The organism is Nitritalea halalkaliphila LW7 (assembly GCF_000265075.1).
GTDB classification, from domain to species: Bacteria; Bacteroidota; Bacteroidia; order Cytophagales; family Cyclobacteriaceae; genus Nitritalea; species Nitritalea halalkaliphila.
This window is the reverse complement of sequence record NZ_AJYA01000031.1, coordinates 1-19942: the sequence shown is the minus strand read 5'-3', so window position 1 is coordinate 19942 and position 19942 is coordinate 1. Positions and strand designations below refer to the sequence as shown.

The window sequence follows — 19942 nt, the reverse complement described above, 5'->3', positions numbered from 1 at the left end:
ATATGGAAACGAATAAAGCATCTTTGGCTTTCCGCCAAAGCGTACAAGCCGCCTTTCTAAAATTACATCCTACACACATGATGCAGAACCCTGTGATGTTCACGGTAGGATGTGGTACGCTTATTATGGTGGGTGTCACCGTACTGTCGGCCCTCTCGGCCAGTACATTTATAGGAACCTTTGGGTATAATTTGACCATCACCCTTTTACTGTTTCTGACTGTTCTTCTGGGGAACTTTGCTGAGGCCGTAGCCGAAGCTAGAGGAAAAGCACAGGCGGATACACTACGAAAAACACGGTCTGAAACTCCCGCTCGACTCCTGGTAGACGGGGTGGAACAAACGGTAAGTTCTTCAGACCTTAAAAAAGGAGACCTTTTTCTTTGTGAGGCAGGAGACGTCATTCCAGCAGATGGTGAACTGGTCGAAGGACTTGCCGCCATCGATGAAGCCGCTATCACAGGAGAGTCCGCCCCTGTTATCCGCGAAGCAGGATCAGATCAGAACACCGTTATAGGCGGTACACGCGTATTGAGCGATCGCATCGTCGTCCGCGTAAGCTCTCATCCTGGTGAAAGCTTTTTGGATAAAATGATCGCTTTGGTAGAAGGTGCAAATCGACAAAAAACACCTAATGAAATCGCTTTAACCATTTTACTGGCTGCCTTTACATTGGTGTTTCTCATCGTCACCGTTACCTTAAAACCCTTTGCAGATTACCTGCAAATAAGCCTATCCTTAGCCGCTTTAATCGCGCTCTTCGTCTGTCTTATTCCGACGACGATCGGCGGTCTTCTATCTGCCATCGGTATAGCGGGAATGGATAGAGCATTAAAAGCGAACATCATCGCGAAATCCGGTAAAGCAGTAGAAACTGCTGGAGACATCGATGTCTTGCTTTTAGATAAAACAGGAACGATCACCATCGGTAACCGGAAAGCTACTGCCTTTATTCCCGCCCCAGATGTGTCGCTTGAGCTCCTTATCGAAGCAGCTGTCTTGAGCTCTTTGGCTGACACTACCCCAGAAGGAAAATCTGTAGTGGAACTAGCTAAAAAGCAGAAGCCCAACTTCCAGTTGAACGAACCTGAAGGTGCGGCTTTTATAGACTTTTCGGCGGAAACGCGTATGAGTGGGCTAGACCTGGCTACAGGAAGTTCCATTCGCAAGGGCGCATGGGATGCGATAAAAAATTGGGCAAGCGCCTCTGACGCTACTACCCTTAATGCTGTGGAACAAGAGGTAACGAAAGTCGCCCAAAAAGGTGGGACGCCTTAGTCGTCGCCTTAGACCATAAAGCGATAGGCGTCATCCAGCTAGAAGACATTATTAAACCGGGTATCCAACAGCGCTTCGAGCGCCTGCGAAAAATGGGCGTAAAAACGGTGATGGTTACAGGAGATAATCCTCTAACCGCAAAATTCATCGCCAACCTGGCCGGTGTAGACGACTTTATCGCTGAAGCCAAGCCAGAAGACAAAATGAACTACATCAAACAAGAACAGGCTGCTGGTAAACTTGTCGCCATGATGGGGGATGGCACTAATGATGCCCCCGCACTAGCGCAAGCAGATGTAGGTGTAGCGATGAATTCAGGAACACAAGCCGCTAAGGAAGCTGCTAATATGGTCGATTTAGACTCTGACCCTACGAAACTTTTAGAGGTCGTAGAAATAGGCAAACAGCTGCTCATTACCAGAGGAAATATCACCACCTTTTCTATCGCTAACGATGTGGCAAAATACTTCGCAATCGTGCCTGCACTCTTCGCGGCAGCCATTCCTGGGCTAGCAGCATTAGACATTATGAACCTACACAGCCCAGAATCCGCGATCTTATCCGCAGTTATCTTTAATGCCCTAATTATTCCTGCGCTGATTCCACTGGCACTAAGTGGCTCTACCTATAAGCCCATAGGAGCCTCTGCCTTGCTGAGCCGTAATCTTCTCATTTACGGACTTGGCGGCATTCTTCTGCCTTTCTTAGGCATTAAACTTATCGATTTAGCTGTCTCTATACTACTTTAATCTTACTGGTATGCTACGTACTACCTTAACACTCATCGTCACTACATTAGTACTCTTCGGAATACTTTATCCCCTAAGTATTTGGGCCATAGGCCAATTACTCCCCCATCAGGCAAATGGGAAGCCACTTTACATCAATGGGGAACTGAGAGGATTTGAAAATATCGCGCAAGCGTTTACCTCTGCTCCTTACTTCTGGAGCCGTCCCTCCGATGTGGATTACAATGGAGCAGATACAGGAGGGTCGAATTTTGGCCCCTCTAACCAGGCGTTTCACGAACAAGTAAAAGGTCGCATAGCCTTTTTGCTGGAACAGCACCCAGAGAAAAAAGCAAGCGACATTCCCGTGGATTTAGTGACTAGCTCCGGAAGCGGCCTGGATCCTCACATCTCCTTGCAGGCAGCCATTTTCCAGCTAGAAAGAGTCGCGAAGGCAAGAGGAATCTCAGAAAACACGCTTATGGAGATGCTGGAAAGGCATACCCAGGGGGCACTTTTGGGCCTATTCGGCCCAAAAGAGACCATTCATGTACTTAAACTTAATATCGAATTAGATCAAAAATATCCCCTTACCAACCCATGAAAAAAGTAACCCTACTGCTGCTTCTCATCTTTGCATCGCTAAGACTAAGCGCACAAGAGTCTAAAAGACCTGAAATTAACGTAAGCGGTTTTGTAGATGTTTATTATGGGTTCGATTTCAATCGCCCTTTCACAAACGAACGTCCCGACTTCCTATTCAACCATTCGCGACATAATGAAGTAAATCTTAACCTCGGACTCATTCAAATGAATCTCGAAGGAGCAAACTACCGCGGAGGACTTGGACTTATGGTCGGTACCTTCCCGCAGTATAATATGGCCGCTGAGCAGCCCTTGCTTCAAAATGTTTTCGAAGCTTATGCGGGAGTCGCCTTAGATCAAGAAAGAAAACTGTGGATTGATGCGGGAATTTTCGCCTCGCACATCGGCTTCGAATCAGCCATTTCTGCTGAAAATTTTACGCTTACGAGAAGTTTACTAGCAGAAAACTCGCCCTATTTCCTTTCTGGAGCTAAGCTCACCTATACCCCTAACACACGCTGGGAATTCGAAGTTGGTGTTTTTAACGGTTGGCAGCGCATTCAGCGCCCTGATGGGAATACCACCCCTGCTTTCGGTTCTCGTATCACACATACTCCAAGTGAAAAACTTACATTAAATTGGAGTACTTTCGTCGGGAATGACTTTCCTACAGAAGAACGTCGTATGCGGTACTTTAATAATTTATATGGGATTTTCCAGTTATCCAATCGTCTAGACCTCATCTTAGGGTTTGACTTCGGTTTCCAAGAAGCTGCAGCGGAAAATGTAGCAGCCGAGAGAAATATGGATACATGGATAGCCCCAGTAGGAATTTTACGTATGGAACTAAATGAGCGCTGGGCTGTAGCGCTTAGGGGGGAATACTACCAAGACAAAGAGGGCGTGATTATCGAAAGCATTTCACCCGATGGTATCCGCGCTACCGGCGCGTCTTTTACCTTAGACAGAATGATCACAAAGAACATCTTGTTTCGAATGGAAGCCCGACAGCTGTATAACGCAAGCCCCATCTTCGAACAAAACAATCAACTGGTTCGAAACAATACCCATATAATCGGGTCTTTAGCCATTACTATACCGTAACTATACTGTAAAGCGCTACCTGCTGCTGGTAGTGCTTTACCTTTCTTCTATGAAAACGACACCGGATTACTTTTTACAACTAATAAAAAAGGCCAAAAAAGGAAGGTTGAAAATCTACCTTGGAATGGTAGCGGGAGTGGGTAAAAGTTACCGCATGCTGCAGGAGGCCCATGAACTCTTACAGGCAGGGGAAGACGTAAGGATCGGCTACATAGAAACGCATGGCAGAGTAGAAACGGCTAAGCTAGTAGATAACCTTCCCGTTATTCCGCTGAAAGAAGTTTTTTATAAAGGAAAAACGCTTCAAGAACTGAATCTAGACCTTATACTGGAGCAGAGGCCCACCATAGTTTTAGTAGATGAGCTGGCGCATACCAACATACCCGGTAGTAGAAACAAAAAAAGGTGGGAAGATGTGCTCGAATTAATAGACGCTGGAATTCACGTTATCACAGCCTGTAATGTCCAACATGTGGAAAGTCTTTATGATAAAGTAAAACAATTAAGCGGTGTAGCAGTAAACGAAAGGGTGCCTGACACATTTTTTAGGCAAGCAGATGAAATCGTAAGCATCGATTTACCCGCTGAGGACTTGATAAAGCGTCTTAAACATGGAAAAATTTACAAGAAAGAGAAAATTGAGCAAGCATTAAATCATTTTTTCCAAGTAGAAAAAATATTACAGCTCCGAGAGCTGGCGCTGTTAGAAGTAGCTAAAAATTTAGAACACAAAATTCAACATGTACAAGGAGAAAAAGGAAGTATCGTCGAGCGGTTCATGGCATGCATTAGCACGGACGAAGTCAAAGCAAGAAAGGTAATTCGTAAAACTTCACGTCTGGCCAGCAATTACCGGGCAGAATGGCTCGTGGTCTATGTACGTACACCTCAAACGTCAACTGAACGTTTAGCCAGCAGAAAGGAAACCAAGCTACTACAAAATCTCCATTTGGCCAGTACACTTGGAGCTAAAATTTACATTTACGAGAGCCACTGTACACAGGATGAAATCGAAAAACAACGTTCTATGCATCAGCAAGAGCATGGAGCGAAGATTTATTACAGCACAAAAACTAAAATAGCAGATGTACTTTATGAAACGGCACAGTTTCATAATGTCACGAATATCGTGATCGGTAAACCCAATCAAAGTCTTTGGCGAAAATTACGAGGTAAAAACCACTTTCAAAATCTCTTACAGCATATTGCGACCACGGATATCGATCTTATCGTAGTCACCTAACTCTCAACTTACTGCAGACCCTCATGTCCTTAAAAACAAAACTATACCTCTCTTTCGGCTTCTTATTTTTACTTATCGTAGTGCTTTCAAGTCTAGGAAGTCTGTTTATCCGACAGTTAGCCACAGATTCTAGGGCCATCATACAAGACAACTACAGAACCCTAAACTACATGCAAGGGCTGAAAGAAACTGCAGACGAGTTAACGGCCTCTTTAGTGGTTATTGAAAACCCAAAAACCTCCACTCAGGAGGACTATTTATCTCTAATGGAGGGTCTCATTGCGCTTCAGCGCAATAACATCACCGAACCTGGAGAGGATAAACTAACAGAAACACTAGAAAGGCAGGTCAAAGGGCTTGGCCTTCTTACGGAAACAGGAAGCTTAGAAGAAATTATCGCACAAATAGCCGCGATACAACAAACTGCGTCTACGATTTATGCGCTCAACGCTGAAACATTATTAAGAAAAAACGAGAGGGCCAATACCACTGCAGAGAGAAACGTGCTTTATATGGCGATTATAGGACTAACTGGGTCCTTTTTGAGCTTTCTATTTATTTTTGGATTCCCTGAAATTATTTTTGAACCGCTCACGAAATTAAATGAAGGAATTAAAGCCATTACTTCTAAAAAATACAATCATCAGCTTACCATAAACCAGCAGGACGAAATCGGAGAGATCGCCCATTCGTTTAATGTAATGGCATCAAAACTAAAAGACTATGAAAGCAGTTCCATAGCCCAACTTCATTCTGAAAAAACACGCATCGAGGCCATTATAAATCAGATGCATGAGGGTGTTATTGGAGTGGATGAAAATGGTCACTTGATTTTTTTAAATGCATACGCCGCCGAAATAGCTAACGTAAATAGAGAGGAGGTCATGCACCTTCCGATACGAGAAACGGCCCTTAAAAATGATTTTTTAGCTACTGTAGCAAGAGATATAGCCGCATTTACTGATGGTCAAACGACTTTAAAAACGATTCAAATCATTATCAATCAAGAAGAAAAAACATTTACTCAGGAAATTATTCCGATTCCTCTAGCACAGGAAAACACACTGCAAGTGCAGCTTGCAGGGTGTGTTATCGTGCTAACAGATATTACCCAATTTAATGAGCGAGACAAGGCGAAAACGGCTTTTATCGCCACTGTTTCGCATGAACTTAAAACACCCATAGCATCCATAGGCCTTGGCCTTCAGCTCTTGCGTCATCAGCAAACAGGCCTGCTAAATGAAGAGCAGCGTAAACTAATAAAAGGACTTGAAGAAGATAAAAACAGACTGCTCTCCATTACGAGTGAACTTCTAGACATCACACAGGCAGAGTCTGGAAAAATACTGTTGGAAAAAGAGATATTTTCCATTCACTCATGCATACAAGTTGCTCAAGAAGCACTTCAGCGCCAACTGGACGAAAAAAATGTAAGCCTTGAACTAACTCTTCCCAAAAAAGCAGAAGCTTATGGAGATGAAAATAAAGTCACTTGGGTAATTATAAATCTATTATCGAATGCTATTCGGTATTCGTACGAGGATACCCGAATTTCAGTGCGCTGCACAGAACAACCTGAGCACTCCTTTTTGATCGAGGTGGAAGACTATGGGAAAGGAATACCTGATAAGTATCAAGATCAGCTCTTTCAAAAATATTATCAAGTACCGGGATCGAAAAAAAGAGGGACAGGGCTTGGTTTAGCTATTAGCAAAGAATTTATTGAAGCCATGGATGGCCAGATTGGGGTATCGAGTCAAGAGGGCCAGGGAGCACGCTTCTGGCTTACGCTTCCAAAAGCGTAGTATTCAATATTTACCCTCTTTTACGGTTTCTGCCCACAGCCACAGCTCCCACAGGCACCAGGCGTGGAATCTGGCTTCGTACCCTTTGGCCGAGGCCAAAACCTCCACACAAACCGCAGCAGCACCGCCGCAAAAAGGAGAAAAACGATAATCTCTTGTACACCCATCCTATCCTGCTTAAGCTAAAAGTGCATACGTGCAGGCCGCCACACTATAGGCCAGCACGGTCATCACCAGTGCCTGCAGCAGCGGCCACTTCCAGGTTTTCGTTTCACGCCGCATCACGGCCAGCGTGCTCATACACTGCATCGCGAGGGCATAGAAGAGCATCAGCGACCAACCTGTGGCCGTCGTGTAGACCTTTTCACCTGTGTCGGGATGCACCGCCTCGCCCATTTTTTCCCGGATGGTGCGAACATCCTCCACGTCCTCTCCCACGCTGTAAATGGTAGCGACCGTGGCGACGAACACTTCGCGTGCCGCGAAGGAGGTCAAGAGCGCGATGCCGATCTTCCAGTCATAACCAAGGGGGCGGATGGCAGGCTCGATAAACTGTCCCAGCATGCCCATATAGGAATTTTCTAGGCGCTGGGAGGCGAAGTAACGCTCAATCTCTTCCACCTGCTCCTCGCCTTCCGCCGCGGCCAGCTGTAGCTCCTGCTCCGCTTCTAATGCCTCCATTTTGGCCGTAGGCCCATAGCTAGCCAGCACCCAGAGGACGATCGAAATACTTAAAATAACGCGCCCGGCCTGCCACACGAAAACGCGGGATTTCTGCACCATCGCCTGCAGCACCGCCACCGGACGCGGCCAGCGGTACAGCGGAAGCTCGGTTAATAAATAGCTTTTCTCCTCCGTTTTCAAAAGGCGATGCAGCACCCATGCCCCTAACAGGGTGGCTACCAGCCCCAAGACATACATGCCCAGCAGGGCCAATGCCTGCACCCGAACGCCTAAAAAGCTCGTGTCCGGCAGGATGAGTCCGATCAAAATGATGTAAATGGGCAGGCGTGCCGAACAGCTCATCCAAGGGGTTACCAACATGGTAATAAGGCGCTCCTTGCGGTTCGAGATGCTACGTGCAGCCATCACGCCAGGAATCGCGCAGGCCATACCCGAAATTAGAGGCACCACACTTTTACCGTGCAGCCCCAGTGGCCGCATCCAGCGATCCATCAGAAATACCACGCGGGAAAGGTAGCCCGAGTCCTCTAAAAAAGCCAAAAACCCAAAGAGCAAGGCGATCTGGGGAATAAAAATCACTACCCCCGCGATGCCAGGAAGCAGCCCCTCCGTCAGTAAATCTGTCAGCGCACCTGCGGGCAGCGCCTCCGCCAGCAGGGCCGATAGCTCCGCCATGCCGGCATCGATCCAGTCCATAGGCACTTCCGCCCAGGTGAAAATCGCCTGAAAAATGAGTAGCATCAACGCCAAAAATACGGCGTAGCCACCGAAAGGATGTAGGAGTAGACGATCCAGATCCCAGCGGCTCGCAGCAGCCTGCACTTGCGGAGCTGCCTCCACCACCACATCCCTTAAAAGCGCCTGAACCTGTGCCTCCCGATGGCGCATTTCTTCCTGCTGCAGCGTCTCCGGATCCAGTTGGTACATGTCGATTTTCTCCTGCAGCCAGGCTAAATCCTCCCGACCGAGCTGGGGATTAGCTGCAGCGAATAAGGTCCACAAGTAGGCCTGATAGGGATTGGAAAGGCCAAATTTACTTTGCACAGCCGCCAAAAACTCCGTCGGTAGCAGTTGCTCCAGCGGCAGCTGCACCGCTTCCTGTGCGCGCAGGGCCTCCCCTGCCAGCAGCTCCTTCACGCCCGCGATACCCTCCTTTTTCCGCGCATCGCAGAGCAGCACCGGCAATCCTAAGCGCTGATAAAGCAGATGGGTTTTCAGCTGGATGTTTTGGCGCTCCGCCACATCTTTCATGGTCAGCAGCAGCCCTACTGGCAGCCCTAAATCCATCACCTGCGTGGCCAGCAGCAGCCCCCGATCCAGCTGGGTGGCATCCAGCACCACGAGCACCCCATCCACCGGCTCCTCCAGCCCGCTAAGCACCCGAAAGGCCACCGACTCATCTTCCGACTTAGGCAGCAGCGTGTACGTTCCGGGCAAGTCCAGCAGCCGCAGCGTCTCCCCATCGAGGCTCAGCCGGCCCTCCATTTTATCCACAGTCACACCGGGATAGTTGCCCACCTTTTGGGACAAGCCCGTAAGCGCATTAAACAGACTGGATTTTCCGACGTTCGGATTTCCGATAAGAGCGAGTACGGGTGCGGGTGAGGGTTGGCTGTGGGGCCATTAGAACTATTATTTAAGAGTACAGAATTTTACTTATAAGAGCAGGAGCGACACGGTGGGCGGTCAGACCCTTCACGTGGGTGTTTGGGCTAGCGCCAAAGCAAACGCAGGCATCTCCGCTAGTGCCTTTTTTTAGCCTCGGAGCGGAACTACGGCGATGGTGGCTGCTTCTTCCTTTCGGATGCAGATGCGTGAGCTTCCCACCTGAAAGGCCATGGCACCCCCGAAAGGGCCTGCTGGAGCAGTCGAATGGGCTTGCCCACGAGCACGCCGAGGGCTTGAAGCTGCACTTGAATAGGAGAAGTATGCAGGGCACTGATACGGAACTCTTGCTCCCGAGGCATTTCGGCAGCAGAAAGGAAGGTAGAACTCATGCAGTAAAGGCTAAAACGTAATTTTAACGTCATGCCTTCGGGAAATGTTCGCCCACCCTCCTAGAAAAAAAGCCCGGATTTCACGGGAGGGTAAAAATCCGGGCCACAGGACTTGCTTGGCCTTTGCGCTGTGGCGCAAAAGAACACAAATTATAAGCGCTTACTGTCGCAAGCGCTCATAGTGGTAGAGCACAGGAGTAATCGCATTACTGAACTCGCTAAGGGTAAAATACCCCTTTTCAGCATCGAAACAGATGGCTTCTCCCTGAGGTTCCACAGGATTATAGGGAGCCAAAAGGGGTGTTTTCTGAAAGAGCTCACGCATGGTCTCCCCTTCCTCACGCTGCCAAAACAAGACATGTTCATACGTTTTAAGCAGCATCTCGCGGCCATCGAAGGAGATATTCCCGCCCACAGCACGTGTAAAAGGGAAAGAACCCACTAAAATGGCTTCTTGGGCATTCTCTGTATCTTGTGGGTATGGCAAGACATAGATCATAGAGAAAAAGTCCCGCTTGGTGACCAGAAAAAGGTCTTTGGTCCAGGGGTCCAGCAGTAAGGTTTCCACATCATGACGCCGCCGGTCGGGATAGGTAAACAAGATAGTTTCGATCTGTTCATTCGAAATGACCTGAGGGCCAGCGGATCCATCCAGCAGCACCTCTGGCTCTTCTAAGCGGTAAATCTTATAGTCGCGATACACCCGATCATTATCTCCGACCTCTCCGACGTAGAGATACTGTTTATTCGGATCAGGTCCGGGGCCAAGCTCGATATCTTCCCAGTCGCGATTAAAAAGGGTACCTAAGCGCACACTTTTCACGGTTTCCCCTGTTTGGGCATCCAGTAAAAAGAGTTCATTCGTGTTGCCTTTGTCCTCATGTGTCCAGAGAAAGCCGGGATTCGCCTTACTCATGACGATGCCTGAAGCTTCGATAAGGTCACTTTCTCCCATAGCCGCGCCTTCCGGCGCAAAGAGTCCTTCCGCACGATTTAGCCCTAAGGGCAGGGTATAGTCCAACTCAAAGGGTGTTTCTGCTCCCCAGTCAAAGGCTTCTGCCACCGGCTCTTCACCTGCTGCACAAGCGGCCAGACAGCTGGCTAAGAAAAGGGCTTTACTTGTTTTCCAACTCATGATAAGAAAAAAGGGTGCTCCACTTGGAAGCACCCGCTTATATTAAATACGATTTAATTTGCACCTAAAGCGCCCATAAACTCACTTGGCAGTGGCGTCGTGTAGGTTTTGCCATTCACCTCATAGGAGCTGAAGATCGGCGAAAATGCTGTATTCCCTCCTGTTAGTGCAGGGCTTTCTGGGCTCAGCTTGAATTTCTCGAACATATTCGTGATAAACCCGACGTCATTCAGCGCACGAAAGTTAGCTGGCGTAAAGCTTCCTACATTGTAATCGACAAAAAGTGGGTCATTTTCCCCAATTCCGCCGAAAACATCGGAAGATGGAATAATTACATCTTCATAACCTGGTACGTTCATTCCTATTAGACCATTTTCCGGATGAAAACCTTCGACAGATTCTGCGTTATTTCCATAATAATAATGATTTCCCCAGCGCATATTTGGCATATCGGGCTCATCATCTGGTGGGAAAAGACGCAAGCCATAACGGCTATCGACTACTAAATTATTAAACACCTCACCTCTAGCCCCATTTTCGTAATTTAAAGAACCTCCACGACCTGCTTGAGACCTTCTCCAGCCTGAGTTCACGATGGTATTGTTATAATAATTGTTGTTACACTGTGGCTGACGCCCTTTTGAATTGGCCGCTTTCAAACCGTTTGTTGCGATACCATAAAAAATATTGTAGCAGAAGTCTCCTACCACACCACTTTTCGTATTCACTGACTCTCCGCCTGTCTCGCCGTTAAAAGCAAATTCACTGTAGGCAATAAGTGTTTTGGCACCATTTAAGCGGATAGCGTCGTCTTTGGTGTACGCGATACGTGAATGCCACATGATAAAATTACCTTCAGGATTCACCATATAAACGGCATAGCGCGGCTCTCCTTCATCGATTTCCCCTTCGGCTACGATAGAGGAACCCGCCTCAGCTGGAGCACCGGCGAATTCTATACTGGTATATTCGAACACCATGTCTTTAGCAGTGTCGGTGCCAATCACCCCTCCCCAAAATCCACGGAAAATATTTGCGACGGAGCGCTTACTTTCCTCTACGCCGATATAATTTGGTTTTTCGGCTGTACCATAGCTGTACAAGCTACCTGCCACATTAATTTCGGGGCTTCCTCCAGGACGGCCATTTCCATCCATAATAAGTGTCGTCCCTTCCAATAAGGTAAGACTTTCTCCCTCACGAATAAACAGATCACCCGTTACCCAGTACTGTTGATCTGGACCTAAAGTACCACTTACTTCTCCTTCTAGCCCGATAAATCCCTCCGGAACGTTCGTCTCTTCTCCTAAATTTGGATCATCGTTGTCCTCAAAAAAGGAATTATCGCCGCAGGAAGCCAGCAAAAGCGCTAGCACACCTATGTAGATAAAGTTTAGTTTACGTTTCATGTTTCGCATGATAGAATTGAATTGATTATGAATATTGATTTTATAGCGCATTGAATTTATAGCGGACACCGAGGCGGAAAGACTGCCAGAAATAGTCGCGCTGAACGATCGTCTGCCCTTCTCGATCTTGCAGAGGAAAGCTAAGCTGCTCTGTCTTTCGGGGCTTTTTCACGAAAAGTTCGTAAGGCGAATTCAGTAGGTTGTTGGCTTTCACGAACAGCACCCAAGAACCGATCCGCTGCTCGGCAGAAAAGTCTAGCTGGGTAAAAGGCCGTGACCAAATGTCCAGCCCTAACCATGGGGATACGATCTCGATCCGCTCACCTGTATACACTGCACTCAACTGGATGTCCGTGCCGCTTCTCTGATTTTTATACAGCAAGCTAAGATTCCCGATATGATCAGCCTGCCCCTGCAGCGGGCGGGTCTGAAAGGATTCACGAAGAATTAACTGAGAACTAGGATCCTCAGGATTTTCACGTACCCGTTCACTTTTCATCGTGGTAAGCGATGAACGTGTAAAAGTATAATTCATCCTGAGCCCAAACTGATTCCAAAATTTACTGTAATCCATCTCCAAGCCCCAGTTAGTAGCCGTGCCCGAATTCGTGGGTGTTAAGTTTCGGGGACCTGTGGTCAAGGAGTTTTGTCGCACAAGTAAAAGCTCGATAGGGTCCTCTATCCGCTTATAAAAGGCCCCAAAAAGGAACTGCTCATTCGCTCGTGGAAAATATTCGTAGCGTAAGTCTAAGTTATCTGCTATCGCCCGTGTTACGTTCGGGTTTCCACGAAAAGGAAACTCATCATCCTCATCAGAAATACCATCTACGATTTCAAAATAACCGGGCCTGTTAATGGCCTTATAGTAACTACCGCGCACATTTACATCCTCTTTAGGTCTCCACTTAAATCCACCACTCGGCAGGAAGTCGGTATACACCTGAAAAAGCTCCGAAATCTCAAACTGATTGGTCGTCCGCGACACATAACCCTGATTCGTATGTTCTACGCGAAGGCCACCCTGAAACTCCACTTGCCCTACCGTACCATGTGCAGATAGGTAATAGGCTCCGATCTGCTCGAGGGCATTGTAGTTTAGGGCATGGCCCAATGTTCCCGTTGGATTAAGCAACTGCCAGCGTACCTCCGAAAAATCATTCCACTGCTCACCTTCCACCTGTAGGGGTGGATCAGGGTCGAAGCGATAGCGGTTAAAGAGAGCGCCCCGTTCTTTATCACGATACATCCCACCGAATTTCACATAACTTTCCTTTAGTCCACTTAAGGCGAAGTTATAGCGCAGATTCACATGCACCGTAATGTCTTCATCGTAATGCTTTTCCCAGCGTCGCGGATTTCTTCTTTCAATGTTTTGTGGCATGATGCGACCATTTTCTACACCTCCATTTCGGATGAATATAGCATTATCAGGGCGATCAAAGTCCGCGCGAGACATCAGTGCCGACCAGTCGACTAGCAGACGATCGTAGAAAAAAGCGTGGGTTCCCTGTAGCGTCGCGTTTCGAATACCACTGTAGGTAGAACGCACGCGCGTTTGGTACAAATAGGTAGCATTCACATTGTCTGGAGAAATGTCGCGATCACTACTGATCATTTCACGGACCTCAAAGTCGTTAAGGGTGAAGTCCCCATAATACAAACTTAGCTGATGGGCAGAATTAATCCGATAATCGATTTTGCTGTGCACGCCTAACCGAAACTGCTGAATGGACGTTTCCCGCTCTTGATAACTGGATAAAGAAGGGCGGCCAGTGCCCAGGGGATCTGCATCGATCTTGTACCAGTCTCTGTCGGCACCTCGGAAAGAGTTTTGGACAGAGGCACCCACCATAATTCCTAACTTGTTATTTAAAAATCGGTTGCCAATCGTAAGCCCACCAAAAAGATCCGGAAGCGGCTGGCTGGATTGTACCAGCAGGTTTTGGGTGGAAAAATCAGCCATAGTGGCCTCATAGCGTGAACCGAAACGCTCTCCTGGCGACAAACGATTCTCTGTACTTCGGTCATAGCTGTAAAAAGGGCGGTTAAAATGAATCGTATTATAGCCCATCTGAAAGTCTGCATTCACTTCGAACTCTTCAGGTGCGCTTTTCATGACCATGTTAACACTTCCACCGATAGCATCTCCCTCCATGTCTGCGGTCAAACTTTTTGCTACCTCAAGGCGCTCCAACATCTGCGCAGGAAAAATATCCAATGGCACATAACGGTTGCGATTATCAGGAGAAGGAATTTTTACACCATTTACTAAGGTATAGTTGTAGCGTTTATCCATTCCACGCACAATCGCATACTGCGGATCACCGCTGGCATTACGCTCAATAGAAAGCCCTGAGACACGCTGCACCACATTCGCGACAGTAATATCTGGAGAAAGCTCTATGGATTTCGCAGAAACCACATTAATGGTATTAAGCGCTTGCTGTTCAAGCTTCCGTGCCTGTGCCTCCGAACCTCTGTTGGCCTCACCTAACACGACGACCTCTCCAAGCGTTTGGCTGTCGGCCTCCAAAAGGATGTTCGCTAGCTTCGTGCTTTCCGAAATGGTCACACGGTCTTCATACGTTTTATAACCGAGATAGCTTACTTCTAAACGATAAGTGCCTGCTGGAATGGCTGAAAACTGAAAAGAACCATCTAAACCGACTATAGCAGCGTGCAGCTGAGGGCTTGCCATAAGTTGGACTACAGCTCCGATCATGGGCTCTTTATTTTCATCGAAAACAAAGCCCTTCACGGGATGGACGGCTTGCCCTTGCGCGGCCAGCGCAAAAAAAAGGTAGCCGATAAGAAAGCCAAATAAACGTTTCAAGGCAATAAGGTATTAGCGCCGCTGGGGAAATCGCGACGTACAGTTTAGGGATAGAAATGGGATAATCAAAGAAGGTAAGGAAACCGATAGGTGTACCTTGCAGCATACACCTATCGGTTTTAACTAAAACTCAACTACTCTTCGCAGTTCTCAAAATCACCTGCCACGGCGGACCACTCTAACTCTCCTTCAGGAAAGTTTCCTGTCCAAGCATTAATCAGACAAAGATCAGTGATCGCATTATTTTGAAGATCCAAAGAAATTTTATTGCCATACTGCGTAGAAAGTGCTTCTGTAAAAGCGCCAGCTTCGAACAGTGCCACTAATGGAGCCACAGATGTGATACCCGTGTTACGGACATTAGACTCTACTAACTGCGTTTTATTTGCCATAAGCTCAGCGAAAAGTTCGTCTCCGAGATTGGTGTTACGCAGGCTGAGGTAATAGAGATTTTCGAAAGGAATGATTACCTCAGGATTATCGATACCATTTCCACCACCGGCACGATTCAAGTTCAAAAACTCTAGCTGTACCATGCCTTCAAGTGCACTGATATCGGTGACATCTGTTTCTCTGAGATTGAGCACTTTCAGATTTGTTTTGCCCGAAAGAGCGGAAATATCGGCTACAGCCGTATTTTGTACATCTAAAGCGCGTAGATTTTCAAGCGCACTTAACCACTCCAGACTAGTCGGCAGTACAGCATCACGTAAGTCGATTTCTTCTAAGTTTACTAGACCAGAAAGTGGACTATAATCTGCTACGTCTAAGCCTCTACCAAGCAGGACCTCTAAGTTTTCTGCTTTTTCCAGACCAGAAAAAGAAGCTACTACGGAATTACTTAGATTTAAAGAGGTAAGTCCTTTGATACTTTCCTCATTCAAAGCGGCTGCAGAGTTAAGATTAAGTGTCTCCAGGACGATGTCGAGTAGTTCTGGATCAGTGATCGTTACTAATTCCGGCTCTGGATCATCTTCCACGATCGGATCTACCTCATCACTGCACGAGGACATAAGAAAAAGAGCAGACAGACAGAGGGCGAAAAAAGAGTTCGCACCAATCCTAGATAGAACAGGGCTTTTCATACTTGTTTAGTTTAGTTCTGTTTTTAATGATGCCCAAAACTATACAAGTCAAAAAATGGAGACAAGCCCTATTCCCTATCGTAAAGAAAGGGTAATCTATACGCTAAAAGGTTGGCGGAAGCATAACCCCTAGGTAACAGTAAAGTAACAGCCCGCCCTATTTTCACGGCCCTAAAACATCTCCTTTAAATCACTTTCACTCATGCCCTTCGAAAAACGGCGCAAATTATACGTGAACGTCAGCATCACATACTGCTGCAGCACATTCGACTGCACATCTTCGATAAACGTCTCCGTAATATTTCGGCGCACATTCGCGTTTTGACCGAAAAGGTCATAAACCATCAAACTGACCTCGCCCCGCTGGTTTTTGAAGATTTTCTTCCCCAAACTCATATTCACCAACACAAAATCCGCATCAAAGCCCGGCGCTAAACCGCGATTTATCTGATGGTTCACATCCAAACGGTAAATAAAACCCTGCCAAATGATCCAGTTAAAGTTAAAACGGGTGCGCTGCTGAAAGAAATCATTATTTAGCCGCGGATTCAGATTGTTTTCCACTTGGTTAAAAGAAGAACGGGACCACAGATTAAAATCTACGCGCTCGCTAATGTTACTGCTGAGGGAAAACCCTGCACTGTAGCGCAAGCTATTATTAAATCCGATCAACTCATTAATCTGTCCTGGGCGACGAATGGCACTGAAACCTGAGTTCAGACTCAAGTTAGACTTGATGAAGTCCACCGGGAACCCGTAGCTGAACCAAGAACGAAATTCACGATAGCCGTCTAAGTTGACCGGCTTATTCAGCTGACTGCCCCGCTGCAGCACCACGCCACCATCTAAGATAATCGGCTCCTCGGCGATCAGCACACTGTTCGTAATCAGGTCATCCGTGAAGCGCGCCTGCGCAAAGAGAAACCAGTTGCGGTCCGTATCCGGGTTATTGCTGCGGAAGCGAACCCGCATACGATTGGTAAAGGCCTGATCTAGCTCTGGATTTCCTGTGCGCAGCTGGAGCGGGTTATTATTGTTGATGGCTGCCTGTAACTGCTCCACCTGTGCTCATTCGTATAGGTATCGTAATCGAACTGCACATTCGTTTTCGGTGTAAAGCGATACTCGAAGCGTAAGCTGGGCAGTACGTTTTGGAAGCGGCGGTTAATCAGTTCCGGGGAGGGGAAAATCTGATCGTTATTCAGGAGTGCATCCTGAAGACTGCAGCTCAGTCTGAAAGCGAAGCTTTTCTGTATTGTACTGGTAGCCGGCCTGGTACTGCTGTGTAAAATAATTGCTAAAAAACACATTACTTAAGGCAGTATCGAGCAAGGCTTCCTCAGGGCCGATATCTGAGAGGATATCGAAAAGCAGCTGCTCAGAATCATCTTTGCGGTTCCCCACGCCATATTCGAGGGCGAGTAAGCTGTTCTCTCCCAGAGGCTCTGTAAAGGAAAGGCGTGTATTCCACATCGTCCCCACACGCTCCCGTGTGATGAGCTGGTCCAGAATCTCTTCCGTGCTCATGTTCTCCATAAAGAAGGTATTCACGGCCACGCGGTTCGACTCATCCTCATTTAAGGACTTGCGAAAGCGGAAGCGAGCCGATAAGGTCCTGCCCTCTTTCGCGAATTTATGGCTGTAAAACATGCGGTGGAAAGTCGTCAAGTCCTTAAACCTTCCGATGCGGCTGTTTTCGACGGTATTCAGGGGTACCCCCATATTCCCTCTCGTGATTCCCTCAAAACCCGAGTCTTCATTCTCAAAACGCGCACTAAAGCGCGGAATGTAGACGAGCCGATTCCGCTCATTTATCTGATACTCCAGTCGCATATCCGCCTGATGGCGCCGACTTATCCGCACATCTCGGCTATTTTCATCATAGGTTTGATCATTATCCTCTTCGGTCACAAACTCCCTAAACCTGCTCTCCAGCCCGAAATTCTCCGTCTCTGTAAAGGTATAGCTTGCGGTCACTTTTAACTTCTCCGACCAGCTATCCGAATAATTAAACCCGAGCAAGTTGGTCGTGATGATCCCCTGCTGTGGATTGCCATCATTCTGTGTGTTCGGATCCGCCGCATACTTTTGAATGTTAATGTTATTACTCAGACCGGTGAGCGTAAAGCGGCGGTCCTCATCGAAAAAATTCACACTCGCCCCTAACAGGTAGCGCTCATCGCTGCCATAGCCCGCAGTGCCGCGCCCAAACTGCCCCTTGCGCCGGTCGGGTTTGGTGATGATATTAATGGTCTTTAGGCGCTGCCCGTCGTCGAAGCCCGTCATTTGCGACAGCTCACTTTGCTGATCAAAGATTTCGATGCTCTGAATGACCTCAGCAGGCAAATTTTGCAGCGCGGCGGCCACGTCCGTACCGAAAAAAGGTTTTCCATCCACTAAAATCTGGGCGATCGTCTCCCCTTGAGCCTGTAGGGAGCCTCCATCCCGATCGATCCCCGGCATTTTCTCCAAAAGTGTCTGCGCAGAGGCGTCAGGCATGGTCTTAAATGCATCGGCATTAAAAGCGGTCGTATCTCCCCGCACCGTGCCCGTAGGTCTGCGGGCCTGCACGACGACTTCAGACAGATCGGTGGCCTCCTCGGCCAAAGGAATGATGCCTAAGCGCACATTTTCTTGCACATCTACCTCTAAAACCTGGCTCATGTAACCTAAAAGCTGGATTCGAATCAAGTACTCCCCTTGACTTACATTATTAAAACGGAAATTCCCATCGATATCACTCACCGCTCCCTGCAGCTGCGTAGAGTCACTAGTTTTCAGTAAAAACAGGTTCGCGAAGGGAACGCCCTCTGCTGTGCCAACTTCCTGAATTTTCCCTGTGATGCTAAATTGCTGCGCAAAAGCAGACCCCATCAAAAGAAAAAAGACAGCTATAAAAGATAATTTTTTCATATAAAGAGCCAATCAATGGATAGATGGCATTAATTTTTTTTCGATTAAATTCAAAATTAAAGAAAATGATCCGCCTCCTATGCGAGAACTTGCTGAACGGCATGAAAACGTGGAAAGCGGATTTTTTTTTAAAAATGCGAGGAGTAATAACCTCAAAACGTGGAATCCATGCCACATAATCTTCGAAAAGAGAGTTGGAGGAGGCCGCTAAAAAAAACAAGGGTGGGGACAGAAAAAAGCCCGCTCCAAAGGGAGACGGGCAAAAAATACATGTAAATCAAGCTAGTTTGAATCGTTTTCGACACTTAGCGCACGGCATACAACTGACGGAAACCTTTTTCGCTTTCCACGAGCACGCTCACTGTAGCAGTGGCCGATAGCGCCTTCGTGTCATAATAGCGCTTCAGCTGACCAGCATCTTGCAGCATTTCGGTAAAAACTACCCGATTATCCTCTAAAATAGAGATTTTAACGGACTCCTTATCGGCACTTTGAACGAGTAAGCGTACGCGATCCTGCTGGACACGATCCACTTTCGCAAGCACTGCTGGCATCGTTTCTGCAGACCAAACTAGTTTTTCATCGAAAAGCTCTTCCTTTTCTTGCGTCACACGAACGCGGAGCCCGTTTACGCTGGTCTGACTTAGATCATAATACTGCAGCCTTCCTGGCGAGCTGCTATGTACTTCATTCCATAACAACTTACCCTCCAGATCGTAAATGCGAACACGGTAAGGCGCCGGATAGACGGGAGCTACTAGAAGGCGTAAGCGCTGATTTTCACTTGCCGTAGCACTTACGTGCACCTTAGCAGCATCCTTTTTTTCTTCTTTCTCTAGCTGTGTACTGGCTTGGACAGCTGAAGCTGCAAAAAAGCAGCTGATTAGGGTAATTAACACTGTTCTCATGATTTCAATTGGTTTAGGTGAAATAAAATACCTCTAATGAGGCAGAGAGCAGGCTATTTGGGTGCTGTGAATCTGACAAATTTTTGCCTTTATCCACATCACAAAGGTCAGCAAATCCAGATAAATTTAAAAATTCAATAATGATAAACACGTATCATTACGAATACAAAAACTGAAACAAAATATTGTTGCAGATTTAAAAATTAACGAAAAAAAAACCCGGCAATCGTTTCTGA

13 protein-coding genes and 1 pseudogene are annotated in these 19942 nt (G+C 47.2%); 5 read left to right on the top strand and 9 right to left on the bottom strand.

Translation table 11 applies throughout. The features are described from left to right. The first annotated feature begins 2 nt into the window (after positions 1-2). The 5 genes and pseudogenes from kdpB (at position 3) to A3SI_RS11290 (ending at position 6742) form a co-directional block, all read left to right on the top strand. Positions 3-2026: pseudogene (gene kdpB, locus A3SI_RS11310) on the top strand (potassium-transporting ATPase subunit KdpB). Between the two features lie 10 nt (positions 2027-2036). After that, on the top strand, positions 2037-2609 hold the full coding sequence (kdpC, locus tag A3SI_RS11305; protein ID WP_009055960.1) for a potassium-transporting ATPase subunit KdpC: 573 nt from the start codon (positions 2037-2039) through the stop codon (positions 2607-2609). Then, complete coding sequence (locus A3SI_RS11300; protein WP_009055959.1) at positions 2606-3694, top strand: porin; 1089 nt, start codon at positions 2606-2608, stop codon at positions 3692-3694. Before kdpC ends, A3SI_RS11300 begins: the two co-directional genes overlap by 4 nt. A gap of 49 nt (positions 3695-3743) precedes the next feature. After that, entirely contained in the window at positions 3744-4937 is a 1194-nt protein-coding gene (locus tag A3SI_RS11295) for a histidine kinase (protein ID WP_040670764.1), read from the top strand. Between the two features lie 23 nt (positions 4938-4960). Then, on the top strand, positions 4961-6742 hold the full coding sequence (locus A3SI_RS11290) for a sensor histidine kinase (RefSeq protein WP_009055955.1): 1782 nt from the start codon (positions 4961-4963) through the stop codon (positions 6740-6742). A 177-nt stretch (positions 6743-6919) separates the two neighbouring features. Here the strand turns inward: A3SI_RS11290 and feoB are convergent, their stop codons facing one another. From feoB to A3SI_RS11240, 9 genes are all read right to left on the bottom strand, one after another. Next, a complete protein-coding gene (gene feoB / locus A3SI_RS11285; protein WP_050977506.1) occupies positions 6920-9007 on the bottom strand; it encodes a ferrous iron transport protein B in 2088 nt (695 codons plus the stop codon). 191 nt (positions 9008-9198) lie between these two features. Further along, positions 9199-9423, bottom strand: a complete 225-nt coding sequence (locus tag A3SI_RS11280) for a ferrous iron transport protein A (RefSeq protein ID WP_009055952.1) — start codon at positions 9421-9423, stop codon at positions 9199-9201. 160 nt (positions 9424-9583) lie between these two features. Beyond that, positions 9584-10558, bottom strand: coding sequence for a hypothetical protein (locus A3SI_RS11275; protein WP_156810277.1), 975 nt, complete (start codon positions 10556-10558; stop codon positions 9584-9586). 53 nt (positions 10559-10611) lie between these two features. Then, a complete protein-coding gene (locus A3SI_RS11270; RefSeq protein WP_040670775.1) occupies positions 10612-11967 on the bottom strand; it encodes a hypothetical protein in 1356 nt (451 codons plus the stop codon). A 40-nt stretch (positions 11968-12007) separates the two neighbouring features. Then, positions 12008-14800, bottom strand: a complete 2793-nt coding sequence (locus A3SI_RS11265; protein ID WP_009055947.1) for a TonB-dependent receptor — start codon at positions 14798-14800, stop codon at positions 12008-12010. A gap of 134 nt (positions 14801-14934) precedes the next feature. Next, positions 14935-15885 (bottom strand): leucine-rich repeat domain-containing protein, encoded by a 951-nt coding sequence (locus A3SI_RS11260; protein ID WP_009055945.1) that lies wholly within the window; start codon positions 15883-15885, stop codon positions 14935-14937. A gap of 171 nt (positions 15886-16056) precedes the next feature. Beyond that, positions 16057-16947 carry an outer membrane beta-barrel protein gene (locus A3SI_RS11255; RefSeq protein WP_040670760.1) on the bottom strand — a complete coding sequence of 297 codons (891 nt, stop codon included), beginning with the start codon at positions 16945-16947 and terminating at the stop codon, positions 16057-16059. A gap of 135 nt (positions 16948-17082) precedes the next feature. Further along, positions 17083-18798, bottom strand: coding sequence for a TonB-dependent receptor (locus tag A3SI_RS11250; protein WP_083836501.1), 1716 nt, complete (start codon positions 18796-18798; stop codon positions 17083-17085). Positions 18799-19103: 305 nt separating this feature from the next. Next, entirely contained in the window at positions 19104-19706 is a 603-nt protein-coding gene (locus tag A3SI_RS11240; protein WP_156810276.1) for a hypothetical protein, read from the bottom strand. Positions 19707-19942: the final 236 nt, after the last annotated feature.